The following is a 24,924-nucleotide window of genomic DNA, read 5'->3' on the forward strand; positions in this document are numbered from 1 at the left end:
ATTATAGATTATACACTTGGTGAGCATTGTTAAAGGTGTGTTCAGCAACCTCATTTGGTGTAATACCTTTATATTTAGCAATCGCATCAACAACATAACGTGTGTATGCTGGTTGATTGGCATGACCACGATATGGTTCAGGTGTTAAATATGGTGCATCGGTTTCAACAAGTAATCGATCAAGTGGGGTGTTCTTAGCTGATTCATGAACTTCCGGAGCGTTTTTGAATGAGACAACGCCACTATATGAAATCCAGAGTCCCAAATCTAAAAACTTATTGAGCCAATTAAGGTCCCCATTGAAACTGTGCATGATAATACCTGACTTAGACATATCATGATCTTTCAAAATTTGATACATGTCATCAAAAGCATCTCGACAATGGATTGACACAGGCATGTTATATTGTTGCGCCACATCCAATTGTTGGATCAAAACCTTTTGTTGAATCTTAGGGTCTGGATCCTCTTCCCAATGATAATCGAGTCCAATTTCACCAATACCAACAACTTCAGGCAATTTGATTTGATTGACCAATTGCTCTTCGTTATATTTTTTAGCAAATTCTGGATGCCAACCAACAACCGCATGTAATGGTTGATAGTTTTGTGCTAAGCGGATGGCTTCGATATTGAATTCTTCGTTCGAACCAATAATTGCCATCTCAACAACATCCAACTCCTTAGCATTATCAATGAATTGTTGAGTTTTCCCGGCGAAAGCCTCGTCATTTAAATGTGTATGTGTATCAAAAATTTTCATTAGCCTAAAATAGCTCCATTTTTGTGTGAATTGTCAACGATAGCAAGTTTGACTTCGTCACCCATTTCAGTTGAAAGCAACATTCCGTTACTCCATTCGCCAACCATCTTCCGTGGCTTCAAGTTAACAACTGCAAGAACTTTTTTACCGATAAGTTCTTTGTAATCAGGATAGAATTTGTGCATTCCTGAAAGAATTTGACGATCGATACCTGAACCATCATCAAGCTTAAATTGTAATAGCTTGCTTGAGTTTTCAACTGGTTTGACATCCAAAATTTCTGTTACAACCATCTTAACTTTAGCAAAGTCATCAAATTCAATTTCCTTAGGGAATTCATCATCTGCTTCTTTTTGAGCTTTAGCCTTAGCTTGGGCTGATTTACTCAACTTACCACTACCGTTTTTAGCTTGTTCTTCAGCCATCTTGTCCTTGATGTACTTAACTTCTTCTTCAGCATCAAGACGTGGGAAGATTGGTTCTGGCTTTGCAGTTACGGTCTTACCAACAACAGTATCGCCAAAAGTAAGTGATTTGTCATTAGCGTAATCCAAGCCCAATTGTTCGAACATCTTAACTGGGGCTTGTGTCATAACAGGACTAATCAACAAAGCAATCAAACGTAATGATTCTGCTAAGTGACCAAGAACTGATTGTAGTTCAGCTTTTTTACTGTCGTCTTTAGCAAGAACCCATGGTTGTGTTTCATCAATGTACTTGTTAGCACGGCTAATGAATGCCCAAACACTAGCTAAAGCATCAGGAAATTCAAATTTATCCATGTGTTCACGATAAGCAGTTAATGTATCAGCGTATGACTTTTCAAGGTCCTTATCTAACTCTGTAACAGGTGCCACAGTAACAACTTTACCGTCATCGTACTTGTTGATCATTGAGATACTTCTGTTCAAAAGATTTCCCAAGTCATTAGCTAAATCATAATTGATTTTATCAACGTAATCTTCTGGAGTGAAGACACCATCACTACCGAATGGCATAGCGCGCATTAGATAATAACGTAATGAATCAAGACCGTAACGTGAAACTAACATTTCTGGATAAACGACGTTACCCTTAGATTTCGACATTTTACCGTCTTTCATTAATAACCAACCGTGACCAAAGACTTGCTTAGGTAGTTCCACACCCAAAGCCATCAAAATAATTGGCCAGTAGATTGTGTGGAAACGGACGATTTCCTTACCAACAAATTGAACATTAGCAGGCCAGTATCTCTTGAATAGTGAATCATCATCGCTTTCGTAACCAAGAGCAGTGATATAGTTCAACAACGCATCAACCCAAACGTAGACAACGTGTTCAGGATTACTTGGAATTTTAACACCCCAGTTGAAAGTTGTTCTAGAAATAGCCAAGTCTTCAAGGCCTGGTTTGATAAAGTTATTAATCATTTCATTCTTGCGAATTTCTGGTTCGATGAAAGTTGGATTATCTTCATAATATTTCAAAAGACGATCAGCATACTTACTCATTTTAAAGAAATAACAAGGTTCTTTAACAAGTTGAACTTCGTGACCTGAAGGAGCTTTACCACCAGTAACGTTACCGTCAGCATCATGATAAACTTCAGCCATTTGTGATTCAGTAAAGTATTCTTCATCATCAACAGAATACCAACCTGAATATTCGCCTAAATAAATATCCCCTTGTTTGATTAGGCGTTCGATGATTCTTTGAACTGCTTTCACGTGATAATCATCTGTTGTACGGATAAATTTATCATTTGAAATGTCCAATGACTTCCAAAGTTCCTTGATTCCCTTAGCCATCATGTCAACGTATTCTTGTGGTTGCATGCCTTTTTCTTCGGCTTTTTGTTCAATCTTAAGACCATGTTCGTCAGTTCCTGTTAGGAAGAAAACGTCATAGCCCTCATTACGCTTGTAACGAGCCAAAGTGTCCGCTGCAATCGTTGTATATGAGTTCCCAATTGTTAATTTTCCTGATGGATAATAAATGGGTGTTGTAATGTAAAAAGTCTTTTTCTCTTCAGTCAATATATTAACCTCCACCGCTACTAAATTGATATTAAGTATAGCATTTTTTTATATTTGTATTTAATGTGTCTGCCGTCTCCAGAACCGAGATACAGTAACTGGCTGTGCGGACCGGTCTGAGCCAAGGTCTCATACCTCGGTTTGAAGCCTCGCAAAGTACACGAGTCTCCAAACACGCCCGGTGGTGTAAGTGCTAAAGCACTAACGCCACTTTCACTGCCAGTAACTGTATCTCGGTTCTTCCGACTAGTTTATTTGGATTTATTTTTTAAGAACCATTAAATATTCTTAATCATGACGAATTTTCTTCCAATTGATAATAAAAAATAAATTAGCACCGTGAATGTTTAAATATTGAAATAACATCAAATACATAATTCATCAATCAATTAAATCCCAAACAACTAATACACTAGCCTCCGTGGGCGCAAAATATAGGCAGCAGTGCAGGTGGCGTTAAGGCTTTAGCCTTTACACCACGGGACGAGTTTTGAGACTTGCGGTTTGTGCAAGGCTCAAAATCGAGACCTGAGACCTTGGCTCAGGTCGGTCCCCACAGCAGCCTATATTTTGCGCCCACGGAGGCGGCTCTATATAAACCCTCTAAATCTGTGAAAAAACATTCGTGGCATCATCTGAAATTGCCAAAATGGATGAATCTAAATTTAAATCTTCTTTATTAATGACAACCAATTTAGCTTTCGGTGAACTATATTCCAGTAATCCTGCAAATGGATATACTTTAAAACTAGTCCCAACAACTACTAACAAATCAGCTTTCTGAACAGCCAAAGCTGCATTTTGAAAGTTTTCTGGATTAATATTCTCGCCGTACAAAACTGTTGTGCCGGGACGAATAATACCATTATCTTCATGGTGCCGATAATCTTTTAAGTAATATGTGTAATCAAATTCTTTACCGCAAGTTAGGCAATGAATATTATCATATAAATTTCCATGAAATTCTACGACATTTTTAGCTCCAGCTTTAGTGTGCAATTTATCGACATTTTGAGTGACAATAGCACCTTTTTGATTACTGATTTCAGCCATTTTTGTATGAATAATATTCGGTTGAGCATCTGGAAAGTACATGTTATGAATTACGAAGTCGTGAAAAACATCTGGGTGCTTGACTAGATTATCATGGCTCAACATATATTCTGGCGGAAAATTGAATTTCTCCCGCTTGTACAACCCATTTTTGGAACGATAATCAGGAATCCCTGATGGTACAGATACACCAGCACCAGTTAGAAAAGTTACAAATTTAGCTTGAGCTAGTAAGGATTTAAACTCTTCAATTTTATCGACCATTGGTTTCCTCCCATTATTGCCGCCGAAGGGCCTGAGAATTATACACGCTATGGGACCGGTTCGAGCCAAGGTCTCGAGCCTCGCTTTGAAGCCTTGCACAAACCAGCAAGTCTCCAAAGACGTCCGTGGTGTNGCCTCGCTTTGAAGCCTTGCACAAACCAGCAAGTCTCCAAAGACGTCCGTGGTGTAAGAACTACTCCGTAGTCCTAACGCCACCTTCACAGCATGTATAATTCTCAGACCCTCCGGCTAGTTTATTGTTCTTTTTATTTTATATGATTTGATTCGGATTTCTTTTTATTGATAAAAGCAAAATCAAAAAATCTAATGAAAAAACAACCAACGAATAACTTAGCTGGAGGTTGTGAGCAAATCTGACTGCCGTGATTGTGGTGTTAGAGTGGCGTTTTTCCACTCTTACAGCACGGACGTCTTTTGANAACTACTCCGTAGTCCTAACGCCACCTTCACAGCATGTATAATTCTCAGACCCTCCGGCTAGTTTATTGTTCTTTTTATTTTATATGATTTGATTCGGATTTCTTTTTATTGATAAAAGCAAAATCAAAAAATCTAATGAAAAAACAACCAACGAATAACTTAGCTGGAGGTTGTGAGCAAATCTGACTGCCGTGATTGTGGTGTTAGAGTGGCGTTTTTCCACTCTTACAGCACGGACGTCTTTTGAAATTCGCGGTCTTTGCGAAGTTCAAAAGCGAGGCGCGAGACGCAAGGCTTGCACCGGTCCCATGGCAGACTGATTTGCTCACAACCGGAGGCGGCCTACCTAATTAAATACTTGGTCCCTTGTTCCTTAAATACTTCCTCAACTGTATATTGATAGAAAGTCTTGTAAAATTCTGGAGTTACTTTTTGTGGATCTAAGTTTAAAGTTGCTACTCCTTGACCATCGTTAATACCAATTAAGACAAAACCATCACGTCCGGTGGCGCGGTTTTTAAATTCGGAATGCTTGATTTGATAAACTTGATTCAAGCTTAAACGTAATTGACGTTTTGAAACGACTGGTGTGACATTTAAGAATGTGTGGAAATGTAAACCTTGATAGCCGTTTGAAATAATAATTTCATTGTAGGCATCCAATGTATTTACTAATGCACGTCGGAATTGGAATGGTACTGTTAAATCATTATCTTCAATGATTTTAGCCATTTTATCGGCATACTTATATGACATCGCAAATTCTTGTTGCCAGTCGTCATCAACTGCGTGACCACTAAAAATCATGCCATCTAACATAATTAAAGTACGGTAAAAGCGCATATTTGCACGATCTAATTCCACTTTAGGATGAAGTGCTGCATTGATTCCCTTTAAGTATTCAGTTTTAACTTCATCAGTATATGTTCCGTCTTCTTGTTGGCGTTTCATCACTGTTACGTGTTCTAAAGTTTCGAAAACTGAGTTAGCAATTGCTAAAACTCGGCCGTCTAAATCTTGTTTGCCTGTTGTTAAAGCTGCTGAAATACTTGGTTCATCAGAAAGTTCTAGTTCAATATGGTGCAATTCATGACTCAAAACAAATTCCGCATATTTTTCATTTGTAATTGAAACTTTAATTACATCGTCCTTGATAACATGGTCAGCTTGATCTAGCGTTAAATAATCTTGTTGTTCATAGTCTGCAAAGACTTCGATTTTCTTATTATATTGTTGCTCAATTTTTTCAACCTGTTTTACAATAAGTTCAGGTAGTTCGTTTAGTTCTAATCGTTTCATTATCTATACCTCATATATAAAGGAGATTTTTGTATGGAAATAACAGTATCCCTACCAAATAATTTATTGCCCGACAAATATGGCAAGTACGCCGCACCTGACGATATAAAAAATGGGAAACCGGTTATCAGTTTCCCAATTAAATTATCAGATATTCCGGCAGATGCCAAAACTATTGCCTTTACATTTACTGATCCCGATTCAATTCCTGTCTGTGGTTTTGAATGGATTCATTGGACAGCCGCTAATATTCCTAGTTCTCAAACTGAATTGCCTGAAAACTTTAGTCGTACTGCTACTGCTCCAATCGTTCAAGGCAAAAATAGTTCTGCCAGCCCATTACTAGACGGTCCTAAAGATGTGGCCACCGGTTACAATGGACCTTATCCACCAGATCAAACCCATGATTACGTACTCAAGGTATTCGCTCTTGATGACAATCTTGATTTGGAAAATGGTTTCTGGATGAATGAATTATTGCATAAGATGGACGGCCATGTTTTAGCTACTGCTCAACAGGTCATCCCTAGTCGTGCATAATTACTGATTATCCTGAAGATTCATTTTGTGGAAATAATTGAAGACATAACCTTCTCTAACACCGAAATTCGAAAAACGGATTTCTTTAGAGGGGGTTTTTTTAATGATTTCTGAAATTATTAAAATTCCACCTAAAATGACTTCATATCTGCCATCGCTCAACTCTTTGATCTGACTTCTTTCTTCCAAAGAAGTATGAATCAATTGATCAAATAATTCGTCAATTTGGTCACACGAAATGACAGAATTGTGTAAGGTCTTTTTATTCTTACCTTCACGATTCAAAATACTTGTCACTGCTCGTAATGTCCCACCGAGACCCACAAAAGTTGCCGGAGAACTCATCCAATTGAGACTTTCTAAGCGTTGACTGATATCTTTTCTTGCTGCTTGCAATTGGTTCTCTTTTATTGGATCACTCGCTAAATACAAATCTGAAATTGAAATAGCACCAATTGGTATACTCAAGCCATGCTTAAGTCGGCCCTTTTTAGCCAAACTGATTTCACTACTACCGCCACCAACATCAACAATCAAAGCATCTTTGATTCGCATCGTACTTCTAACGGCTACGTAGTCATAGTAAGCTTCTTCTTGTTCATTAATAATGTCTAGTTGTAATCCTGTTTCTTTGAGAACAGCAAAAATCAATTGATCTTGATTCTTGGCCATCCTTACCGCGGCAGTGGCAATCAAGCTGGTTCTATCAACTTGATATCTTTCAATTCGAGTTTGAAATTTTTTTAAAACATCAATTGTTTCTTCAATTTGATCATTAGTCAAAAGTCGACTCTGAGTGATTGATTTTCCTAGTCTAACAGGCTCTCGCCAACGATCCAAAGTCTTAAAACGATTTTTTTTAGAAGATCTATAAACTGATGTTCTAATGGAGTTAGATCCTATTTCTATAACTGCTAACTTCAAATCTACATCACATCCCATTGTATCAATTATATAAAAAAATAGACCTACATAATAGGTCTATTAAAAATTTAGTCCATTATTTGTTGATTTCTTCTTTGATTACTGCCCTAATCATCCTTCAATTGCTTTCTATCATTGAAGAATTGCTTATAGCCTAAGTAACAAGAAATGATTGAACCGATACTTGTCGATGCCAATAACATGAATGTAACCATGATTTGGTATTTGATAGCTTTAACAGGATCAACACCAGCGAAAATCAAACCGGACATCATCCCGGGTAAACTAACTAATCCAAGTGTCTTAATTGAATCAATCGTTGGTTGCATCCCACTTTTAATTGAATCGCGCAAAATATCCAAAGAAGCTAGTTTGATATCTGCTCCCAAGGCTAATTTTTCCAAAACTTGTTGGTGACGATCGGTATAAGTTTGCATCATATTGCGGTAGCAAAGACCAATGGCAACCATGACATTACTAGCAATCATTCCTGTTACAGGAACGATTTGTTCTGGGACAAACTTAATAGAACCAGTTAAAACTAAGGTTGCTAAAGTTATTGTTGTCCCCACGAAAATAGCTAAAAGTGACGACTGAAAAGCTTTGGGAATCCCGTTACCACGTTTACCAGCATTCCACGAAGCATTGAGCACAATGATGACGAAACAGGCTAATGTCAACCAATTATCGTTGGCTTTGATAACAAATTTTAAAACATAACCCACTAAAGAAAGTTGAATAATTGCACGAACAACACCAATGATAATATCTTTATCAATCCGTAATTTTTCGACATAGCCAATAATTAAAGCTACTAAAACTAAAACAAATCCTAATGCCAAGGTTGAGTTGGAAACTGTTAAATTAGACATCTTGCACCTCCCCATTCTTAATCGTAATTGTATCTGTAGATGATTCAATTTCGGATTCATCATGCGTAACCCGAAGAATCGTTAAACCACGTTGATTGAATTCATTTAACATCTTATGCACAATGGCTTTATTTTCCGTGTCCAAACCAGCGGTAACCTCATCAGTTATCAACACCTCTGGTTGAAAAAGGAGATTCCGTAATAATGCAATCCGTTGTTTTTCCCCACCTGAAACATCATTAACACTCTTGTCGATATAGTCTTGATTGAGGTTAACCATCTCCAAATATTTAATAACTTTATCTTCATCAAACGCTTGCTTGCGAACTTCAAATGGGAAAGCTAAATTTTCACGGACAGTTTTTCCGAATAAAGTTGGCTGTTGAAAAGCATAGGAAACCTTCTGTCGATATTCCGTAGGTTCATACGTTGAAATATCTTTGCCATGGAACAAAACCTCACCAGAAGTAGCACTGATCATTGATGCCAAAATACGCATTAAAGTACTCTTACCACTTCCGGATGGTCCGATAACAGTTAAGTATTTTCCTTGCTCGATATCCAAGGTAATATCCTTCAAAATTTTAGTTTCCCCAACTTGATAGAAGAGATTTTTTACTTCAAATATTTTTTCCACAATCGCACCTCTATTTTCAATTTATTATCAACATTCACTTGTGTATAACATATTTGCCGCCTCCAGGAACAAGAAATTTAGGTCGATGTTCCTTCCGGCTAGTTTATTCGCAGATTTTTATTCTAAATTGTCAAAGTAACAAAAGTCATAAACTATTTAACAATTCTGGAAAAATCCTACTTAGCACTATGCAAAGTTCAAAATCAAGGTTCGAGACGCAAAGCTCGCACCGGTCCTCACAACAACCTGTATTCTCACTCCCAGATGCAATATTTCCCTTATAATACGCTTTTAACTAAGCTTACAAAACTATTCAAAGAAAGCCAAATATTAGCATTAATTCGTTAGTATTTTTTTACTATCCAACTTGTCTAGCATTAGAATTTTAATTTTGTCTGATTCGAACTTAAGATAGCGGCGAAATCTAAAAAAAGAAGGATTAATATTATGCTATTGAATAAGAAATGTGTTTATTTAGGTATTTCTTTATTTTCAGCCATGCTCCTTACTGCTACTTCAACCGAGGAGGCTAAAGCCGCTACTACTGCCACAACTCAATCGACTACCACGAGTTCGACATCCACCAGTGGAACTACTTCAGTGACCTCTCCAACTACATCTACGACTACACCAAGTAGCCCAACCACGACTCAACCGATTACTGCCGCAACCACTAAACCTGCCACTGGGACGACTACCACACCGACAACTACTGCTACTATCACACAAACGTCCAGTACCTCAACAGACACTTCCTCACCAACTGGTACAACTGTTAAAGGATCAACTTCTACATCAAGTACACCAGTCACAGCCGGAACAACTACGACAACCAGCTCAACTGTAAGTACTCCGGTATCTTCAGTAACTACACCAGTGCAAACTACACCAGCTCAAACACTCTCTACCACCACAGCAACCACCCCAGCTCAAACCACTGGCACGACTACAACAACTATGACAGGAACAACCAATCCTTACGCCATTCCTGCCAATGTCACTAGCGATACGGTCATTACTTTCACCGATCCTACTTTAGGATATGCTGTTAAAGATGCCTTGCATATTCCCTACAATGCTAATTTAACTGTCGGCAATATCACGTCATACACTGGTGGATACTTACCAATCTCGATAGATAATTACGACATCAATCATCCTAATGGACCAACCTCAACGCGTTTGCCTAATACTAGCTATATGGCCGATACTGACAGCACGCCAATTGAAAGTTTAAATGGTATGCAATACTTCCAGCTCTTGCCTACTAAAGCTGGTCTCAGTCTGCAAGTCCAACTAGCTTCCGATCCCAGTGCTAATACCGATTTAACACCTTTGGAAAAAATCAATTTTGCAGGTTTAAATATTGCTGGTAACTTCAGTGATCCCACTGCTAAAGAAATTGACCCCAGCCAAGTCGAAAATCTCAATTTATCTAACTCTGGAACTTTAGACCTTGAAGGCTCCAAGGAAGGTCAAGGTATCACGCAAGCACAACTAAACGAATTGGCACCAACAATCAATAAATATGCCAACAATGGTCAAGGTTTCAATATGATTGAATTTGATAATTCTTCAATCAGCGACTTTTCACCACTCAAGGGTACTGAAACTGGCAAGAGTGTCATGATTGATGCTGTATCTAATACAATCAACGACCCTACTCCAGTTTATGCGGTGACTGGTCAACCAATTGCTTTCACATCTCCAAAATTTCTCGATCCGAGTGGAACCGATATTGCTCCTTTATACAACTATTCAGCTTCCACAACTAGTGCATTCTCAAAGAGTGGTAATTTAACTAGTGCCGGCGGTGACAATTTTGTTTTGAACAATGCGGACCCAACTGCTAAAGTTTTAAGCTATGGTAATTACGGCTATCATAATGGTTTTACCCGTGGCTCAATGGTGCAAGAAAATCTCGGAAACACTTACTTTCAAACTGCTACGACTGTTAACCAGCCCCTAGTTTGGCAAGCACATCCAACTGTCACTATTAATTATGTCGATGCAACTGGCAAACCCATTATGAACAAAGGTGCTGCTTTAACTAAAACTATCAGTGGTACTACTATTGGTTCAACTTTTGATTTAACCCCTGACAGTACAGTCGCCGGCTATAAGCTAACTAGTCCTGCAACACTTTTGAAAGGTGCATTCACACAAAATCCCCAGACAATTAATTTAGCTTATAGTGCCTTACCAAAGAAGGAACCTACTTCAACAACAAATCCTCCTTCAATTGAAGCAGACGAACCAACTACGCCTGTATCCAAACATCCAACTAGTCATAGCCACGGTCGTGAACAAGTTACAATTCATGACACTTCTTCTGGCTCTTATTTAAGTGACATCGGCGTTCATGGTACAACAACCATCAATGGCAAACCTTTCTATTTATTAGACGATGGTGAGTTTATTGAGGTTCAAGATTATGACGCAACTGCTTCTTCCAAGCCTGGCATCTTAATCACCTATGAAACTCCAGTCAAATTAATGGATAGCCGCGGTAGATACATCAACGTGGATTCCGAGCCCAACACTAAATGGAAATACGATAAATTAATGGCTATTAATGGCAAAGGTTACTATCGTATCGCTACTGACAAGTATCTTGTGATTGATCAAGCGACAGAGTTCACTCCTGTTCCTACCAAATCAAAAGTTCATCTAACAACTAAGACAGTGCTCTATAATTCACGTGGTCAAAAACTACGTCTAACTTTACCTGCTAATAGTTATTGGAGAACCGACGGTTACATTGTGGTTCATGGCGTTAAAATGTATCGTGTCGCTACTGATGAATATGTTGAAGCTGAATTGTTTTGATTTATAGATTCTTAGATTTTTAGACAGAAAAATAGGCCTAGTAATCGTTGTTGCTTTCCACGATTGCTGGACCTGTTTTTTTTATATATGGGCAGTGGCTCTGAAACGAGCTACAGACGACAGATTTTGAGCCTTTGCTACACTTCCCAAATCATCCGCAAAATTCGCGGATAATTCGTGAAGCTAGGCAAATTCTCAAAATCTAACCGTCGTCTTCCGCTCTCTAATTTTGACTCTTAATTTCCTGAATCAACTTAGCTTGAGCTTCTGCTTTAAATGCTTTTTCAGCTTGTTGTGTAACTTGCTTTTGCTCGTCTGGAGTCATCTTAGGGTTGGCTTTCATAGCCTTCATAACTGCAGTTTTAACGTAAGTTGCACCTTCTTGTTTCATTTGTGCTTGGAAGGCTTTGCTCTTCATTTTCTTTTGCAATTGACTAGCTTGAGTAGTTGTCAAAACTAACCAATCATTGCCAACTTTAAAGGTATTTGTTTGTTTAACGAATTCCTTATTATTATCTGATAGTCCAAAGAGGAATGAATAGAAACCATTCTTATATTCCCAACGGGTTGTTTTACGTTCCAAAGTAGCAGCTGAATAATTTCCAGTCTTCACTTTGTTTGTAACATTAACGTCAACTTTAGTTGTCGTTGGTTTCTTCTTATTAGCTGTCTCAGGTGTCCGGTAAATATAAACATCTTCTTTACCCTTGGTACCTAATTCTTTCTTTAAGAGAAGATTTGAACCCTTTTGAACTGATTGAATTTGATAAGTTTTTTCATTAACTACTTGTTTCATACCAAAATGGCTATATTCATTTGAGATCAACAATACCAAACTCAAGATGAACAAGGCGATAAATGTGAATGACAATGAATAACCAACTTTTTTATTTTGCAAGAAAACAGCGAAGTAATATGCTAAAACGGCGAAAACTAAAATAGAAATGAGAATCATTATTCTTCACCTGCCAATCTTGTTTTTCTTAATGTATCAGTATCAATTGTTTTTGATTTAGAGCTATTTGTGACCATCAAACTGATCAAGTAGCCGATGACACAGAATAAAATAGCTACAGCAAAAGCTGCGTGGTAACCACTCAATGTAGCGTTAAAGAAGTTATCTTTATATTGAAGTGGTGCTTGTGCCAACAGTGACTTACCAGGCTTCAAATTGTTTGTAACGTTAGTCAAGACACTGACCAAAATAGCTGTACCCATTGAACTGAAAATCTGTCTAACTGTGTTATTTACGGCTGTACCATGACTCATCAAGTCAAATGGCAAAGCATTCATACCATCAGTTGTAACAGGCATCAAGACCATGGAAATACCGAACATCCGAATCATGTAAAGGACCACGATATCAAGAACTGGTGTTGTCTTTGTTAGGAACAAGAATGGAATCGTACCGGCAGTCAATAAGAACATACCCATACGTGCCAAGTCTTTAGGTCCAAATTTATCAAAAGCATTACCAGTAATTGGACTCATGATACCAATCATCAAAGCACCAGGTAGCAATGTTAAACCTGAATGAAAAGCTGACATACCTTTAACAATTTGAAGGTATAGTGGTAGAACCATTTCAACACCGATCATGGCCATGTTAGTAACAGATGACAATGCGGCAGCAATCGCAAATTTCTTTTCTTTGAAAACACGCAATTCCAAGAATGGTGTCTTCATATGCAATTGACGGTAACCAAATAATAAAATAAAAATAATACCAACAGCGATTGAACCAAGAACTGTCATTGAACCCCAACCATCATTACCAACAGATGAGAATCCATAAAGAATGGCACCAAAACCAACAGTTGATTCAATCAATGATAAAACATCAAGTTTCGTACGACGTGTCTTAATAACAGGTCTCATAAAGAAAAAGGCCAAAATCAAAACTAAGATAACGATAGGAATAATCATTCCGAAAAGATCTCTCCATGTCCAGTTATCAATAATGAAACCTGAAAGTGTAGGTCCGATAGCAGGAGCAAGTCCGATAACCAAACCACCAAGTCCCATGGCAGCACCACGTTGGTTAGCCGGGAAAATTGATAGCATAACAACTTGCATAAGTGGCATTGTAATACCAACACCGATTGCTTGAATCAAACGACCAGCTAGGATAACGCCGAAAGTTGGAGCAACGAAACACATAATCGTTCCGACTAAGAAAGTTGACATCGCGATAATGTATAAAATCTTAGTACTGAAGTTGTTACTTAACCAAGCAGTAACAGGAATCATAATACCGTTAACCATTAAAAATCCAGTTGTTAACCACTGAACATCTGATGTTGTGACACTGAATTCTTTCATCAATGTAGGAAATGCGGTAGTTAAAATAGTACCGTTTAAAACTGTACAGAATGTACCAACTAGTAAAACCAAAACCAATAAATTACGGTTGAATGGCTTACCATGTGCATCCACAATTGCTTTATTATTAGGCATAATAATAAAACCCTTCTCTCAAAATTTTACTTAGTGGGTATCTCGATGCTGTCTAAATTCTTATAAACCTTTTCTAATATACTCTCTAGTTGTGTTTGTTCCTCTGAAGTGACACCCTTAAACATCACTTCATTACTGGCACGAAAATCACGGCGAATCTTGTCGTAAAGCTCTTCGCCCTTTTCGGTAAGTTTGACAATTTTACGTCGTCCATTGTCCGGATCAGGTTTTCGTAACACGTAGCCATAGCTTTCAAGTTTTTTCAAAGAACGGGCGATACTTGCACCATCAGACATCGTAATCTCACCAATCCTGTCTTGAGTGCAAGAATTCTTTTTATAAACGATTGATAAGATGATACTTTCAAAAGCATTTAGGCCCTTATCCTTGAGATAACTAGCCGCAATTCGTCGTTTGATTGAAGTATATTTCATCACAAAACCAATCAAATTATAATCATCCATAAATTCACCTCATTTTATTTAAAAAAACTTTCTGTTTTTTAGAACAAAAGCTATTCTATACCCGACTCTTGATAAAATCAAGAGTTATGCACGAAATATTTTCAGGAAATTTTTATGACACTTTCAGAAAAATATGAGGTTAACTAGACATGCCGCCTCCAGAAGCAAGAAATTTAGGTCGCTGTGGGGACCGCCGAAAGCCAAGGTCTTTCGGCTCGATTTTGAACCTCGCACAAAACGCGAGTTTCAAAACTCGTCCCGTGGTGTAAGCGCTAAAGCGCTAACGCCACCTTCACAGCGACCTAAATTCTTGCTTCTTCCGGCTAGTTTATCCTTTGTTTTTTATTAAACGTAAATAAACTGGAATATTACTGTCTGGCTTGATTATTTTTTCGTCAATGATGATTAGAATATCAAGACTTAAAGTATATTTTGATTCTTTCAACCTTTAGTTGATAATTTGAATCTATAAAAAAGAACAAAATAAAAGAAGCAATCATTGAATATTTCTACTCAACAATTACTTCTTGTCATTTAGTTATTATTAATCTTTTAAATTCAAAACACAGCAATTCAAAATCCGCTGCATACCAGCCATATAGCTGGAGGGTGCGAGAAAATTTATTCCGCTGTGAAGGTGGAAGTTAGGACAGGTGATTTTCCTGTTCTTACTCCACGGACGTCTTTTAAGACTTGCGATTTGTGCAAGGCTTAAAAGCGAGTAGCGAGACCTTGGCTCGATACGGTCCCATAGCGGAATAAATTTTTCTTGCACCCGGAAGCGGCCCTAGTCAAAATAATTGACACCAATAGCCTTACGAACTTCACTCAATGTTTGGTTAGCAACGATATTAGCATTGTTGCTACCTTTTTTAAGGATGTCATAAACGCCAGGGATATCTTTTTCATATTCGGCACGACGGTTACGGATTGGTTCAAGGATTTCTTGTAGAACGTCATTTAGATAACGTTTAACTTTTACATCCCCTAGACCACCGGCTTGATATTGTTCCTTCAATTCAGCAATCTTTTCCTTATCAGTTCCGAAAGCATCAAGATATGTGAAAACGGTGTTGCCTTCAATTTTACCTGGATCTTCAACGTGAATGTGATCTGGGTCAGTATACATTGACATAACTTTCTTAGTTACTACATCAGCTGGGTCTGACAAGTAAATACAATTACCAAGTGACTTACTCATCTTAGCGTTACCATCGATACCAGGAAGTCTACCTTGGCCCTTAGGTGGGAAGTATCCTTCTGGTTCAACTAATGTATCAACATTATAAGTATTGTTGAACGTACGAACGATTTCACGAGCTTGTTCCATCATTGGTTCTTGGTCATCACCAACTGGCACTGTATCGGCTTTGAAGGCTGTAATATCGGCTGTTTGGCTAACAGGATATGTTAGGAAACCAGCAGGGATACTTTGACCAAAGCTCTTTTGTTTAATTTCTGACTTAACAGTTGGGTTTCTTTCCAAACGAGAAACACTTACAAGGTCAAGATAGTACATTGTTAATTCATTCAAAGCAGGAATTTGTGATTGGACCAAAATATTTGTCTTAGCCGGATCAATTCCAACTGAAAGATAATCCAAAGCAACTTGAATCAAACTATTACGAACTTTTTCAGGATCTCGAGCATTATCTGTCAAAGCTTGCATATCGGCAATCATGATAAACATCTTATACTTGCCTTCATCTTGAAGCTTAACACGGTTCTTCAATGATCCTAAATAATGTCCAATGTGTAACTTACCTGTTGGACGATCCCCAGTTAAAATTGTATTTGTTTTCATATTTTTTCCTCCTGAATTCATTAATGCAAAGACGTTTCCAAGGTGTTATAATGTCTCTTCGACTAAAAAGGCGCCCTATCATATTTTAAAAATATAATAGGACGCTTCAGCGTGGTACCACCTGTTTTGTAGAGATTACTCTACCACTCGAAGTTATAAGGTAACTACCCATACCATTTCCTAAAACAAGGTCGATAACTTTTTCAGACTGGAAGTTATTCTCTGGACCAACTTACTTGAATTAGTACTCAAAAATGTCTATGCTTTAATGTACTCTAATTGCTATTAGCATAATTAAAAATCTACAAATTGTCAACGAGAGGTATTTCAATGTCGATTAATCAATCTAAACAAGAAGAACAAGAACGGGTCAATGTCGTCGCTGACAAGATTGACAAAAAAATTGAACGTGTTGATCAAAGTATCGCTCAAGCACATCAAGAAACCCATCGTATCGAACGTAATTACGGTGAAAATACCAAAGTTAACACCACCGAAGTCGATGACCAAATGGAAACCAACGCTTCAGTTCAGCAACAAAAGCAGTTGGTTGCTTTGGCAGTCGAAAATGAAAATATTTTAAATTCAAATAAATTAAAACTCGAAAATCTGCAAGGTTCACCTTACTTTGGACGCATCGATATCGTCGAAGATGGCGAAGAAGATACCCTCTACATTGGTACTTCCACACTCCAAGATGAAGATGGAGAATTTCTCATTTATGATTGGCGTGCTCCAATTTCCGGAATTTACTATAACGGTGTCTTAGGCAAAGTTCATTATCAAACGCCTAATGGACCAACAACTGTTGATCTAAAGAAGAAACGCCAATTCCAAATCGTTCACAATCAAATTCGAACCATGTTTGATACCAATGAAACGGTTGGTGACGAGATTCTTCAATCAGTTTTGAGTGAATATAGTGATGAATACTTACGTAACATCGTCTCAACTATTCAACGTGAACAAAATACTATTATTCGTGATACTCATTCCGATGTCTTGCTTGTTCAAGGTGTCGCTGGTTCTGGTAAAACATCTGCTATCTTACAACGGGTCGCTTACTTGCTTTATCACAGCCGTTCAACAATGAATGCGGACAATATCGTGCTCTTCTCACCTAACAAACTCTTCAGTAATTATATTTCCGAAGTTTTACCAAGTTTAGGTGAAAGAAACATGCGTCAAGTTACCTTAAATGAGTTCATATCCTTACGTTTATCAGGTGTTCAAGTCGAAACCTTGTTTGAACGTTATGAAAAAGATGAGCATAATTTACCCGAAACGACTATTAAAATCCGTCTATACAAAGAAAGTGGCGAATTTCTCGATCACCTTGCCGAATTAGAAGAAACTCATCCCGACCACATTTTGCATTTTGAAGATGTTATTTTTGATGGAAAACCTTTCTTTACTAAAGAAGAAATTTCCAAAATTTACGATCACATCAATCATGCTTATCACATCCCAGACCGTTTCTTGAAGACTAAAAACATCTTAATCAAAAGACTTCAAAAACGAATCCACGCTGACCGGAATGAAGATTGGGTTCAAGCTGAAATTGATAACTTATCAGATGAAGATTTCCAACAAATCATCACTGACCATAATATTGAGGAATCAGCTAGTCAACGTGAAATTATTGCTGAAGAGTTTTTGCGTGACCGTTACGCTCCTATTTACAATGCGTTGATCAACAACTACTTCTTCAATCCTTACAAGGAATACCTCTTCTTGTTAGGCGAAATGGATCAAGACCTAGTACCTGATAATGTTTGGCAAACAATGATTGAATCAATTGATGACAGTATTGAGACGCACAAACTCAATCTCAGTGATTCAGTTGCCATTCTGTATTTGCGCGACTTACTGACTGACGGTGGCATCAATCACGCTATCCAACATATTTTTATTGATGAAGTCCAAGATTATACAATGGCCCAGTTGAAATATATTGCTCATGCTTTCCCTAACGCTAAAATGACGTTGTTGGGCGATCGAGCACAAGATGTTTTAACTAGTTCTTATCGGAAAAAGGACCTTGTGACTGAAGTTAATGATTTATTCAATAAGAAGAAAATCACAACTATCACACTTAACCAAAGTTATCGTTCAACGGCTGAAATCACTAACTTTGCGACAAAACTTTTGCCAAATGGTAGTGAAATCAAAGCTTTCTCACGCCAAGGTGAAGATCCTGTTATTAAAGTTTTCGATAACGACGATTATTACCAGGGCTTAAAAGATACTGCTCGAGAGTTAAATAAAAAGTATGATACTGTCGCTATTTTGACACGTAATCAAGCTCAAGCTGAACAAATTTATGCTCACTATGGCGATGAATCAATCGTGACACTGGTTGACGCTGACTTCCGTTCCATTCCTAAAGGCATTCTAGTTTTGCCAATTTACTTAGCTAAAGGTTTGGAATTCGACGCCGTTATTGCCCATGATGTTTCGGCTACCAATTATCCTGACGAACGTAGTGTGGATGTCTTGTATACGATTTGTACCCGTGCTATGCACAGTTTAACTTTGTGTGTTGATAAGGAAGTTTCTCCACTTTTGAGTCATGAATCAGTTGATTTGATTTCTGAACAATAATTAAAAAGACCTGCAATCCGATAATGGATTGCAGGTCTTTTGGCTGTTTAAATAATAATTGTACCAACAGCGGCACTGACCATCGCAACGAAGATAGCCATTTTTTCATCTTTGGTATATAAGTAAGTCAAGGCATAGCACCAGCCCAAGGCCATCATCATCAAGAATTGCAAAAGTGAGCCAGGTAAACTGATCAAACCAGCAATGATACCACTCAAGATAATACCCATAACGGCGCTGTATGCAGACGTTTTTCTAAAGAAGTAATTAAAGAAAAATCCTGTCTGAACTAACTGTTGTTGAATCGCAACGATAAAGACGTTAGCTACCATATTGAAAAGGAAAACATTTTGGTCTGAACTCAAAACGTCATCGTTCGCAAAACTAGGCAACTTTCCTGTCACTTGTAAATAACTGATCATGATTCTTAATAAACAAACCATGACAATCATCAAACTGACTAAGCCAATATTAGAAACTAATGAATAAACAAATCCATCAGCTGTATCTGAAAATGACCTTTCCTCACGAATATACTTCCTAATCATTAAGAATAAAGTGATAAGACCAACGGCAAAGAACGCAATAACCATCGGCATATTGAAACCTTTTTGATTAGCCGCATTATTTTTCAACATCAAAGTTGCAATTGAAAATGCAATCCAAATTAAATATCTAACAAAATCAGTCCCTGGGGATTCTCCTACGCGCATAATAACTTCTTCCAATCAATAATTTTACTTTGTCATTATATCATACGCTAATACTTCATTTTCAGTCGGTTTTCAACTATTATTAATAGAGCATGCCGTCTCCGGAGTTGAGAGGATTCACCTGCTGTGCGGACCGGGCCAAGCCAAGGTCTTGTCCCTCGGTTTGAAGCCTTGCTAGCAAGTCTCCAAACACGCCCGGCGCTGTAAGAACGGCAAAGACCGCCGTCCTAACACCACTTTCACTGCAGGTGAATCCTCTCAACTCCTCCGCCTAATTTAACTTTTATTATTTATGTCCTATTTTTAAAATTTAATAATAACTTAAACTGATAGTTGAGTAATATATGTTTTTTGGAGATTTTTAATTAATTTTAGTAACCATTACTCTAGCTGGAGGTTGTAAGCGACAAAGTCAGCAGTGATAGTGGTGTTAGTGCTTTAGCACTTACTCCACTGGACGTATTTTGAAATTCGAGTGATTTTCTCGAAGTTCAAAATCGAACCTTGAGACCTTGGCTCAAGGCGGTCCCATAGCAGACTTTGTCGCTTACAACCGGAGGCGACCAACACATTTTCAATCGTAAAGCTCTTATGGAGGGACTTTTTAATGAACAAAAATCATCGTATTTTTTATCTCGACTTTATTCGTGTTATTGCTATTTTCTTGGTAATTTTTATTCATGTTTCCGCAATCGATACCATCAAAAACATCGGTACGGGGCAATGGCAAATAACGAAAATTCTTAATTACTTTGCCCACATCAGTGTGCCTGTTTTCTTCATGATTTCCGGCTCACTCTTACTCAATAGTAAAAAAACAACTTCACTTACTTACACTTGGAAACAACGGATTCCACGTGTTACGATTCCTTTTATTATGTGGTCGATTCTTTCACCCATCGTTGTAGGAATTTACGCACACTCATTATCATTCCACAATGTTTTTAGCGTTGTTAAAACGATTCTTTACCATCCCACTTCACCAACACTTTGGTTTATGTATCCGTTGATTGGGATTTACATTTTATCTCCCGTGATCAAGACATTTGTTCAAAATGCTACGACTGAAATGCTAGTTTACGTCACAGGTATCTGGTTGGTTACATGCTCGCTTTTACCATCCCTAGCTGTACTTCTACCCAAGGACATGCAAACTATCTTAGAACTCTCGCCAGTAGCTAGTTTCTTCTTAGTTGGAGGCTTTACTGGATACTTCATTCTTGGTTACTTACTTACGAAAGTTAAAATTGAGAATACCAATAACCTTGTTTTACTGTTAATTTTCTTAATTGCTGGAGTTAGCGGTAATTACGTTTCTACTGCGGTTCCACAAATTTATGATGTCAATAACGGCTACTACGTAACTTCGATTTTTATTCCGATTATGTCAGTTGCCGCATTTATCCTCTTGCAAAAATGGGGTAGTAAAATCAAGTCACCAACAACGATTAAAACGTTTGAATTCCTATCACCATTGGTATTCGGAGTTTATCTAATTCATAATTTACTGATTTTGTATGTAGAACCTTGGTTTACTAATCATGTAGCAATTCATGGTTTAGCTGCTACGTTCATGCGTTACATCGTGGTCAGCATTTTGTCAGTTGTAATAATTTGGATTTTGAATTTGATTCCCGGAGTTAATTACTTATTAACAGGAAATTCTAGTAAGAAAAAATAATTTATACTAAAAAATCTCGTTACAACTTAATTGGTTGTGACGAGATTTTTTTAATAATTGTGAGCATTGAACACAGTCATTTATAGACCAGTTCCTAATAACAATTATATCATTAATCTTCTTTTTTAATATGTGTAGCTTTCAAAATCAAACCGAATGCCAATACAATCAAACCAAGAATTGTTGCTAGAACACCATCAGTTTCACTTGTTTGTGGCAAGAGACCTGATTCATTAGCAGCATTAGTCTTAGGTGTTTGTGAAACATCCTTGTTATTCCCAACAACATTTGGTAATAGACCGTTGTTCAAATCACCCTTAGGATCAGTACCTTCAGAACCACCATGAATGATAGTATCTCCGCCTTCACCTAAATCATCTTCATCGGCATCTTTTTCTTCATTGCCGTTACTTTCTTCAGAATCTTTATCTTCTTCATCTGTACCAGGTTTCTCGGTACTTGGCTTTTCAGTATCTGTTGTTTCATCAGGATCTTCACCCTCAGAGCCACCTTCAACTAATTCACCTGTATCAGTGTCGATATCTTCTTCCTCTTCTTCATCAGGGTGGTCGACATTCTCTTCTTCCTCGTTATCTTCTTCGCCAGGAAGTTCAGGCAATTCACCAGGAATTGTTACGATGTGGTCATAATCAGTTTCTGTTTCAGAGTGGTCTTGCAAGTCCCATCTGTGAGTTTCAGAGTTAACAATAACTTTGTCTGCAACAATGTTACCATCCAAATTAGCATTGACTTCAATTTCTGCCTTTGGAGCTAAAACACTGCCTTGGAATGGACGGTTGATATTAATGTGGCCATTATAAAGCTTATCGTTAGCTGTACTGTCATAGAAGTTCCATAGCAAGTGGTTATCGTCGAAATATTCTGTTTCTTGATTAGGACGTTCAACATTATTATTGGCTGTACCATCGTTATAAATTAACTTAATTTGTGAATTTACATCGTAAGGGTCTTGTCCTTTAGTATCAACATTAATAACAATGTTAGTACCACCCTTGTCAGCTGATAGTCCATAAATATAAATTGGTCTGTCGGTGGCAAGGACGCTTGGGTCCAAATTAATTACGATTTGATTGTCATCAGTTACTTCATAGTCTTCCAAATTGATAACACGTTGGTTTTGATCAGGAAAATCATCATTTGTCACGGTAACTTGTGGTGTCTTGTTAGTAAGTGTCGTTGACTTATTACTCAAGAAATTATCGAGATAGTTAGCAACATCAATATATTCCTTACCATTCTTGTCTTGATAAATTTCTTGACTATTGATGTGATCCAAGTCTGTACCATTAATACTTGGACGTTGTTCATTTGAAACATCAATATCATTATTTTCACCAAAGACAACTTTGTTTTCACGAGTGCTACCACTAGTTACAAATGAACTATTAGCAATATTGTGTGGACGTTGGATATATGAAACTTCTCTATCAACCCCACCTTCTTTAACATTTGTACCAAAGTTGACATTACCGTAAAAATCACCGACAGCAACATTCCCATTGGTATGAGCATTCAAATGTGCTTCATTAGCAAAAATGTGGAAGTTAGATGCGTAACCTAATTGATTTTGGCCCTCATTATCAAAGTCATCACTAACATGTCCACCATCTTGAACTGCATCATTAGTAGCTTGAGTTGCTGCTGAATTAGAACTTGCAGCTTGTATCGTTGCAGAATTTGTACTTGTTGCTTGTGTTGTTGTCACATTGCCAAGTGCATTATTAACTGCATCCCCGTTTGTATTATTAGTATTGCTTGTTGTATTTTCAGAATTAACATTATTGTTAACAGTTGTATCAGCGTGAACAGTTGTACTCATTCCCATCAATACTGCTGCACTAACAGCTGCACAAGATAAAGCCCATTCTTTTCCCTTTTTCATTAACATAATTACTAAACCACCCTCATTAATTTAGAGTAATTATTATCTGTCACAAATCCGGTAATAATTATATTTATGAAAATTATTACGCTACTCGAAAACATTGTCAAATCAAGTTTTAGTTATACCTATCAATAAAAAAAGGATATACAAATGACAAAATAAAAGCGCCTAACAAAATTAGACGCTTATCACCACATATGAAAAATTGTTGCTAAAAATCCTCCGACAGGAAAAATTAACCACCAATATCGACTTAAGAATTCCCATCCATTCATATGGTGTTCTGGAGAATTTGAAACTGTAATATTCTTTTGTAATTCATTATCACCTTTAATTAAGCTATCCAAAGTAACGCCAAATAAATCACTAATTTGAATCAAACGCTCTATATCTGGATAAGCACTGCCTAATTCCCATTTAGATATTGATTGCCGACTGACATTTAACTTATCAGCTAGCTCATTTTGGGTCCAATCACGATTTTCACGTTCTTCTTTAATCCTTTGTCCGAGAATCATTTTGCTCATCACCTTTCTCTTTTCAAGATTAATTATTAGCTATTGCGCAGTAGAACGCACGAATTTAATCTGAGCTTTCGGCAACCACTAGTTGCATTGCGTTATAACGACTAAAAAACGTCTAACCAAAATCGTTAGACGTTTACTTTTTTATTATTTCTATATCGTCGAATCGGGGAGGAATTCAACATTAAGTACGTGGTGCTTCACCCATAGCGAAGACAGCCACACAGCCAAACCCAGTATGACTAGAAATTGTCATACCGATTGGATAAATTTGAATATCAGCTGTACTGATCTTTTCAAGTATTCGTGCTTTAACAACTTCAGCGGCATCATAATCGCCACTGGTTGTGATAATAATTGGTTGATCCGGCTCATGTTTAATTGTTGCAAGTGTATTATCAGCCAGTTCTAATAGTGATCTTTTACGGGTTCTCGTTTTCGAAACCATTCGTAATTTACCATCAGGATCAACATCTAGAATTGGTTTAACTTTTAATAATGTTCCTAAAGCAGCCGATGTTCTGGAAATACGGCCGCCATGATAAAGGTAATTCAAATTATCGACCGTAAAGCTCGATCTTAGGAGCATTTTATTTTTGTCAAACCAGTCAACAAATTCATCTAACGTGGCACCAGATTTTTGCAATCTGATTGCCTTGAGAACCATCAATCCTTCACCACCACTGGCAGCTAAAGTATCAACGATACGGATGTCAGCGTCTGGATAAGTTTCCAACAACATCTCTTTGGCCTGATGGGCACTCGACATTGAACCGCTTAGTCCGCTAGAAAAGCCAACATAAACAATTGGCATTTTATTTTCAACGTATGGTTTAAAGAATTCAAAGTATTCACCAACGTTAACTTGGGTCGTTGTGGGCATCGTACCAGATTGAATTTTCTGATAAAAGTCATTGATATCATAACTTTTTCCAAAATCATTAATCAAATCTTGATCATCAATCTTAGTATGAAAACTGATTGCATCAACATTGCTTGCCTCTAAAGTCGCTAGCGGCAAATCACATTCTGAATCAGTTAATATTTGATACATACCGCACACCTCCTAAAGTTTTATTAGTGATTTAATTACAGTTTGTATTTAAGCCACTGAATAATAATACCATTTAT

19 protein-coding genes are annotated in these 24,924 nt (G+C 37.4%); 4 read left to right on the top strand and 15 right to left on the bottom strand.

The window, feature by feature from the left end; translation table 11 throughout:
• Position 1: 1 nt before the first annotated feature.
• The 4 genes from FD31_RS09285 to FD31_RS09300 all read right to left on the bottom strand — a co-directional run bounded on the left by FD31_RS09285 (position 2) and on the right by FD31_RS09300 (position 5,838).
• Positions 2–763, bottom strand: a complete 762-nt coding sequence (locus FD31_RS09285) for a TatD family hydrolase (protein ID WP_057892504.1) — start codon at positions 761–763, stop codon at positions 2–4.
• The gene (metG, locus tag FD31_RS09290) at positions 763–2,781 is read right to left on the bottom strand and encodes a methionine--tRNA ligase (RefSeq protein WP_057892505.1); all 2,019 of its coding nucleotides are present in this window, start codon (positions 2,779–2,781) and stop codon (positions 763–765) included. Before metG ends, FD31_RS09285 begins: the two co-directional genes overlap by 1 nt.
• A gap of 603 nt (positions 2,782–3,384) precedes the next feature.
• Positions 3,385–4,086, bottom strand: coding sequence for an NAD-dependent protein deacylase (locus FD31_RS09295; RefSeq protein ID WP_057892539.1), 702 nt, complete (start codon positions 4,084–4,086; stop codon positions 3,385–3,387).
• Positions 4,087–4,881: 795 nt separating this feature from the next.
• Positions 4,882–5,838, bottom strand: coding sequence for a hypothetical protein (locus FD31_RS09300; RefSeq protein ID WP_057892506.1), 957 nt, complete (start codon positions 5,836–5,838; stop codon positions 4,882–4,884).
• Between the two features lie 33 nt (positions 5,839–5,871).
• Here FD31_RS09300 and FD31_RS09305 point away from each other — a divergent pair, with 33 nt between their 5' ends.
• A complete protein-coding gene (locus tag FD31_RS09305; protein ID WP_057892507.1) occupies positions 5,872–6,378 on the top strand; it encodes a YbhB/YbcL family Raf kinase inhibitor-like protein in 507 nt (168 codons plus the stop codon).
• Here FD31_RS09305 and FD31_RS09310 read toward each other — a convergent pair whose 3' ends face one another.
• From FD31_RS09310 to FD31_RS09320, 3 genes are all read right to left on the bottom strand, one after another.
• The gene (locus FD31_RS09310) at positions 6,379–7,302 is read right to left on the bottom strand and encodes a Ppx/GppA phosphatase family protein (protein ID WP_057892508.1); all 924 of its coding nucleotides are present in this window, start codon (positions 7,300–7,302) and stop codon (positions 6,379–6,381) included. It lies immediately after the preceding gene.
• Between the two features lie 107 nt (positions 7,303–7,409).
• On the bottom strand, positions 7,410–8,174 hold the full coding sequence (locus FD31_RS09315) for an ABC transporter permease (RefSeq protein WP_057892509.1): 765 nt from the start codon (positions 8,172–8,174) through the stop codon (positions 7,410–7,412).
• Positions 8,167–8,811 carry an ABC transporter ATP-binding protein gene (locus FD31_RS09320; protein ID WP_057892510.1) on the bottom strand — a complete coding sequence of 215 codons (645 nt, stop codon included), beginning with the start codon at positions 8,809–8,811 and terminating at the stop codon, positions 8,167–8,169. The genes FD31_RS09315 and FD31_RS09320 overlap by 8 nt, the downstream gene beginning before the upstream one ends.
• Before the next feature lie 447 nt (positions 8,812–9,258).
• Here FD31_RS09320 and FD31_RS09325 point away from each other — a divergent pair, with 447 nt between their 5' ends.
• Positions 9,259–11,640, top strand: a complete 2,382-nt coding sequence (locus FD31_RS09325; protein ID WP_057892511.1) for a MucBP domain-containing protein — start codon at positions 9,259–9,261, stop codon at positions 11,638–11,640.
• 223 nt (positions 11,641–11,863) lie between these two features.
• Here FD31_RS09325 and FD31_RS09330 read toward each other — a convergent pair whose 3' ends face one another.
• From FD31_RS09330 to trpS, 4 genes are all read right to left on the bottom strand, one after another.
• Complete coding sequence (locus FD31_RS09330) at positions 11,864–12,595, bottom strand: DUF4811 domain-containing protein (protein WP_057892512.1); 732 nt, start codon at positions 12,593–12,595, stop codon at positions 11,864–11,866.
• Positions 12,595–14,097 carry an MDR family MFS transporter gene (locus FD31_RS09335; RefSeq protein ID WP_057892513.1) on the bottom strand — a complete coding sequence of 501 codons (1,503 nt, stop codon included), beginning with the start codon at positions 14,095–14,097 and terminating at the stop codon, positions 12,595–12,597. The genes FD31_RS09330 and FD31_RS09335 overlap by 1 nt, the downstream gene beginning before the upstream one ends.
• A gap of 26 nt (positions 14,098–14,123) precedes the next feature.
• Positions 14,124–14,561: a MarR family winged helix-turn-helix transcriptional regulator gene (locus tag FD31_RS09340; protein WP_057892514.1), complete on the bottom strand. Its 438-nt coding sequence runs from the start codon at positions 14,559–14,561 to the stop codon at positions 14,124–14,126.
• Positions 14,562–15,348: 787 nt separating this feature from the next.
• Positions 15,349–16,365 carry a tryptophan--tRNA ligase gene (gene trpS, locus FD31_RS09345; RefSeq protein ID WP_057892515.1) on the bottom strand — a complete coding sequence of 339 codons (1,017 nt, stop codon included), beginning with the start codon at positions 16,363–16,365 and terminating at the stop codon, positions 15,349–15,351.
• Between the two features lie 330 nt (positions 16,366–16,695).
• Here trpS and helD point away from each other — a divergent pair, with 330 nt between their 5' ends.
• The gene (helD, locus tag FD31_RS09350; protein WP_057892516.1) at positions 16,696–18,969 is read left to right on the top strand and encodes an RNA polymerase recycling motor HelD; all 2,274 of its coding nucleotides are present in this window, start codon (positions 16,696–16,698) and stop codon (positions 18,967–18,969) included.
• Between the two features lie 47 nt (positions 18,970–19,016).
• Here helD and FD31_RS09355 read toward each other — a convergent pair whose 3' ends face one another.
• Complete coding sequence (locus FD31_RS09355; RefSeq protein ID WP_057892517.1) at positions 19,017–19,682, bottom strand: CPBP family glutamic-type intramembrane protease; 666 nt, start codon at positions 19,680–19,682, stop codon at positions 19,017–19,019.
• 607 nt (positions 19,683–20,289) lie between these two features.
• Between FD31_RS09355 and FD31_RS09365 the strand changes: the two genes are divergently transcribed.
• Entirely contained in the window at positions 20,290–21,363 is a 1,074-nt protein-coding gene (locus FD31_RS09365; protein WP_057892519.1) for an acyltransferase, read from the top strand.
• 112 nt (positions 21,364–21,475) lie between these two features.
• Here FD31_RS09365 and FD31_RS09370 read toward each other — a convergent pair whose 3' ends face one another.
• The 3 genes from FD31_RS09370 to FD31_RS09380 form a co-directional block, all read right to left on the bottom strand.
• Positions 21,476–23,272 (bottom strand): LPXTG cell wall anchor domain-containing protein, encoded by a 1,797-nt coding sequence (locus FD31_RS09370; RefSeq protein WP_057892520.1) that lies wholly within the window; start codon positions 23,270–23,272, stop codon positions 21,476–21,478.
• A gap of 185 nt (positions 23,273–23,457) precedes the next feature.
• Positions 23,458–23,787, bottom strand: a complete 330-nt coding sequence (locus FD31_RS09375) for a helix-turn-helix domain-containing protein (protein ID WP_057892540.1) — start codon at positions 23,785–23,787, stop codon at positions 23,458–23,460.
• 190 nt (positions 23,788–23,977) lie between these two features.
• Positions 23,978–24,847: a DegV family protein gene (locus FD31_RS09380; protein ID WP_057892521.1), complete on the bottom strand. Its 870-nt coding sequence runs from the start codon at positions 24,845–24,847 to the stop codon at positions 23,978–23,980.
• Between the last annotated feature and the right edge of the window lie 77 nt (positions 24,848–24,924).

Origin of the sequence: Companilactobacillus nantensis DSM 16982 (assembly GCF_001435815.1) — a bacterium.
GTDB classification, from domain to species: Bacteria; Bacillota; Bacilli; order Lactobacillales; family Lactobacillaceae; genus Companilactobacillus; species Companilactobacillus nantensis.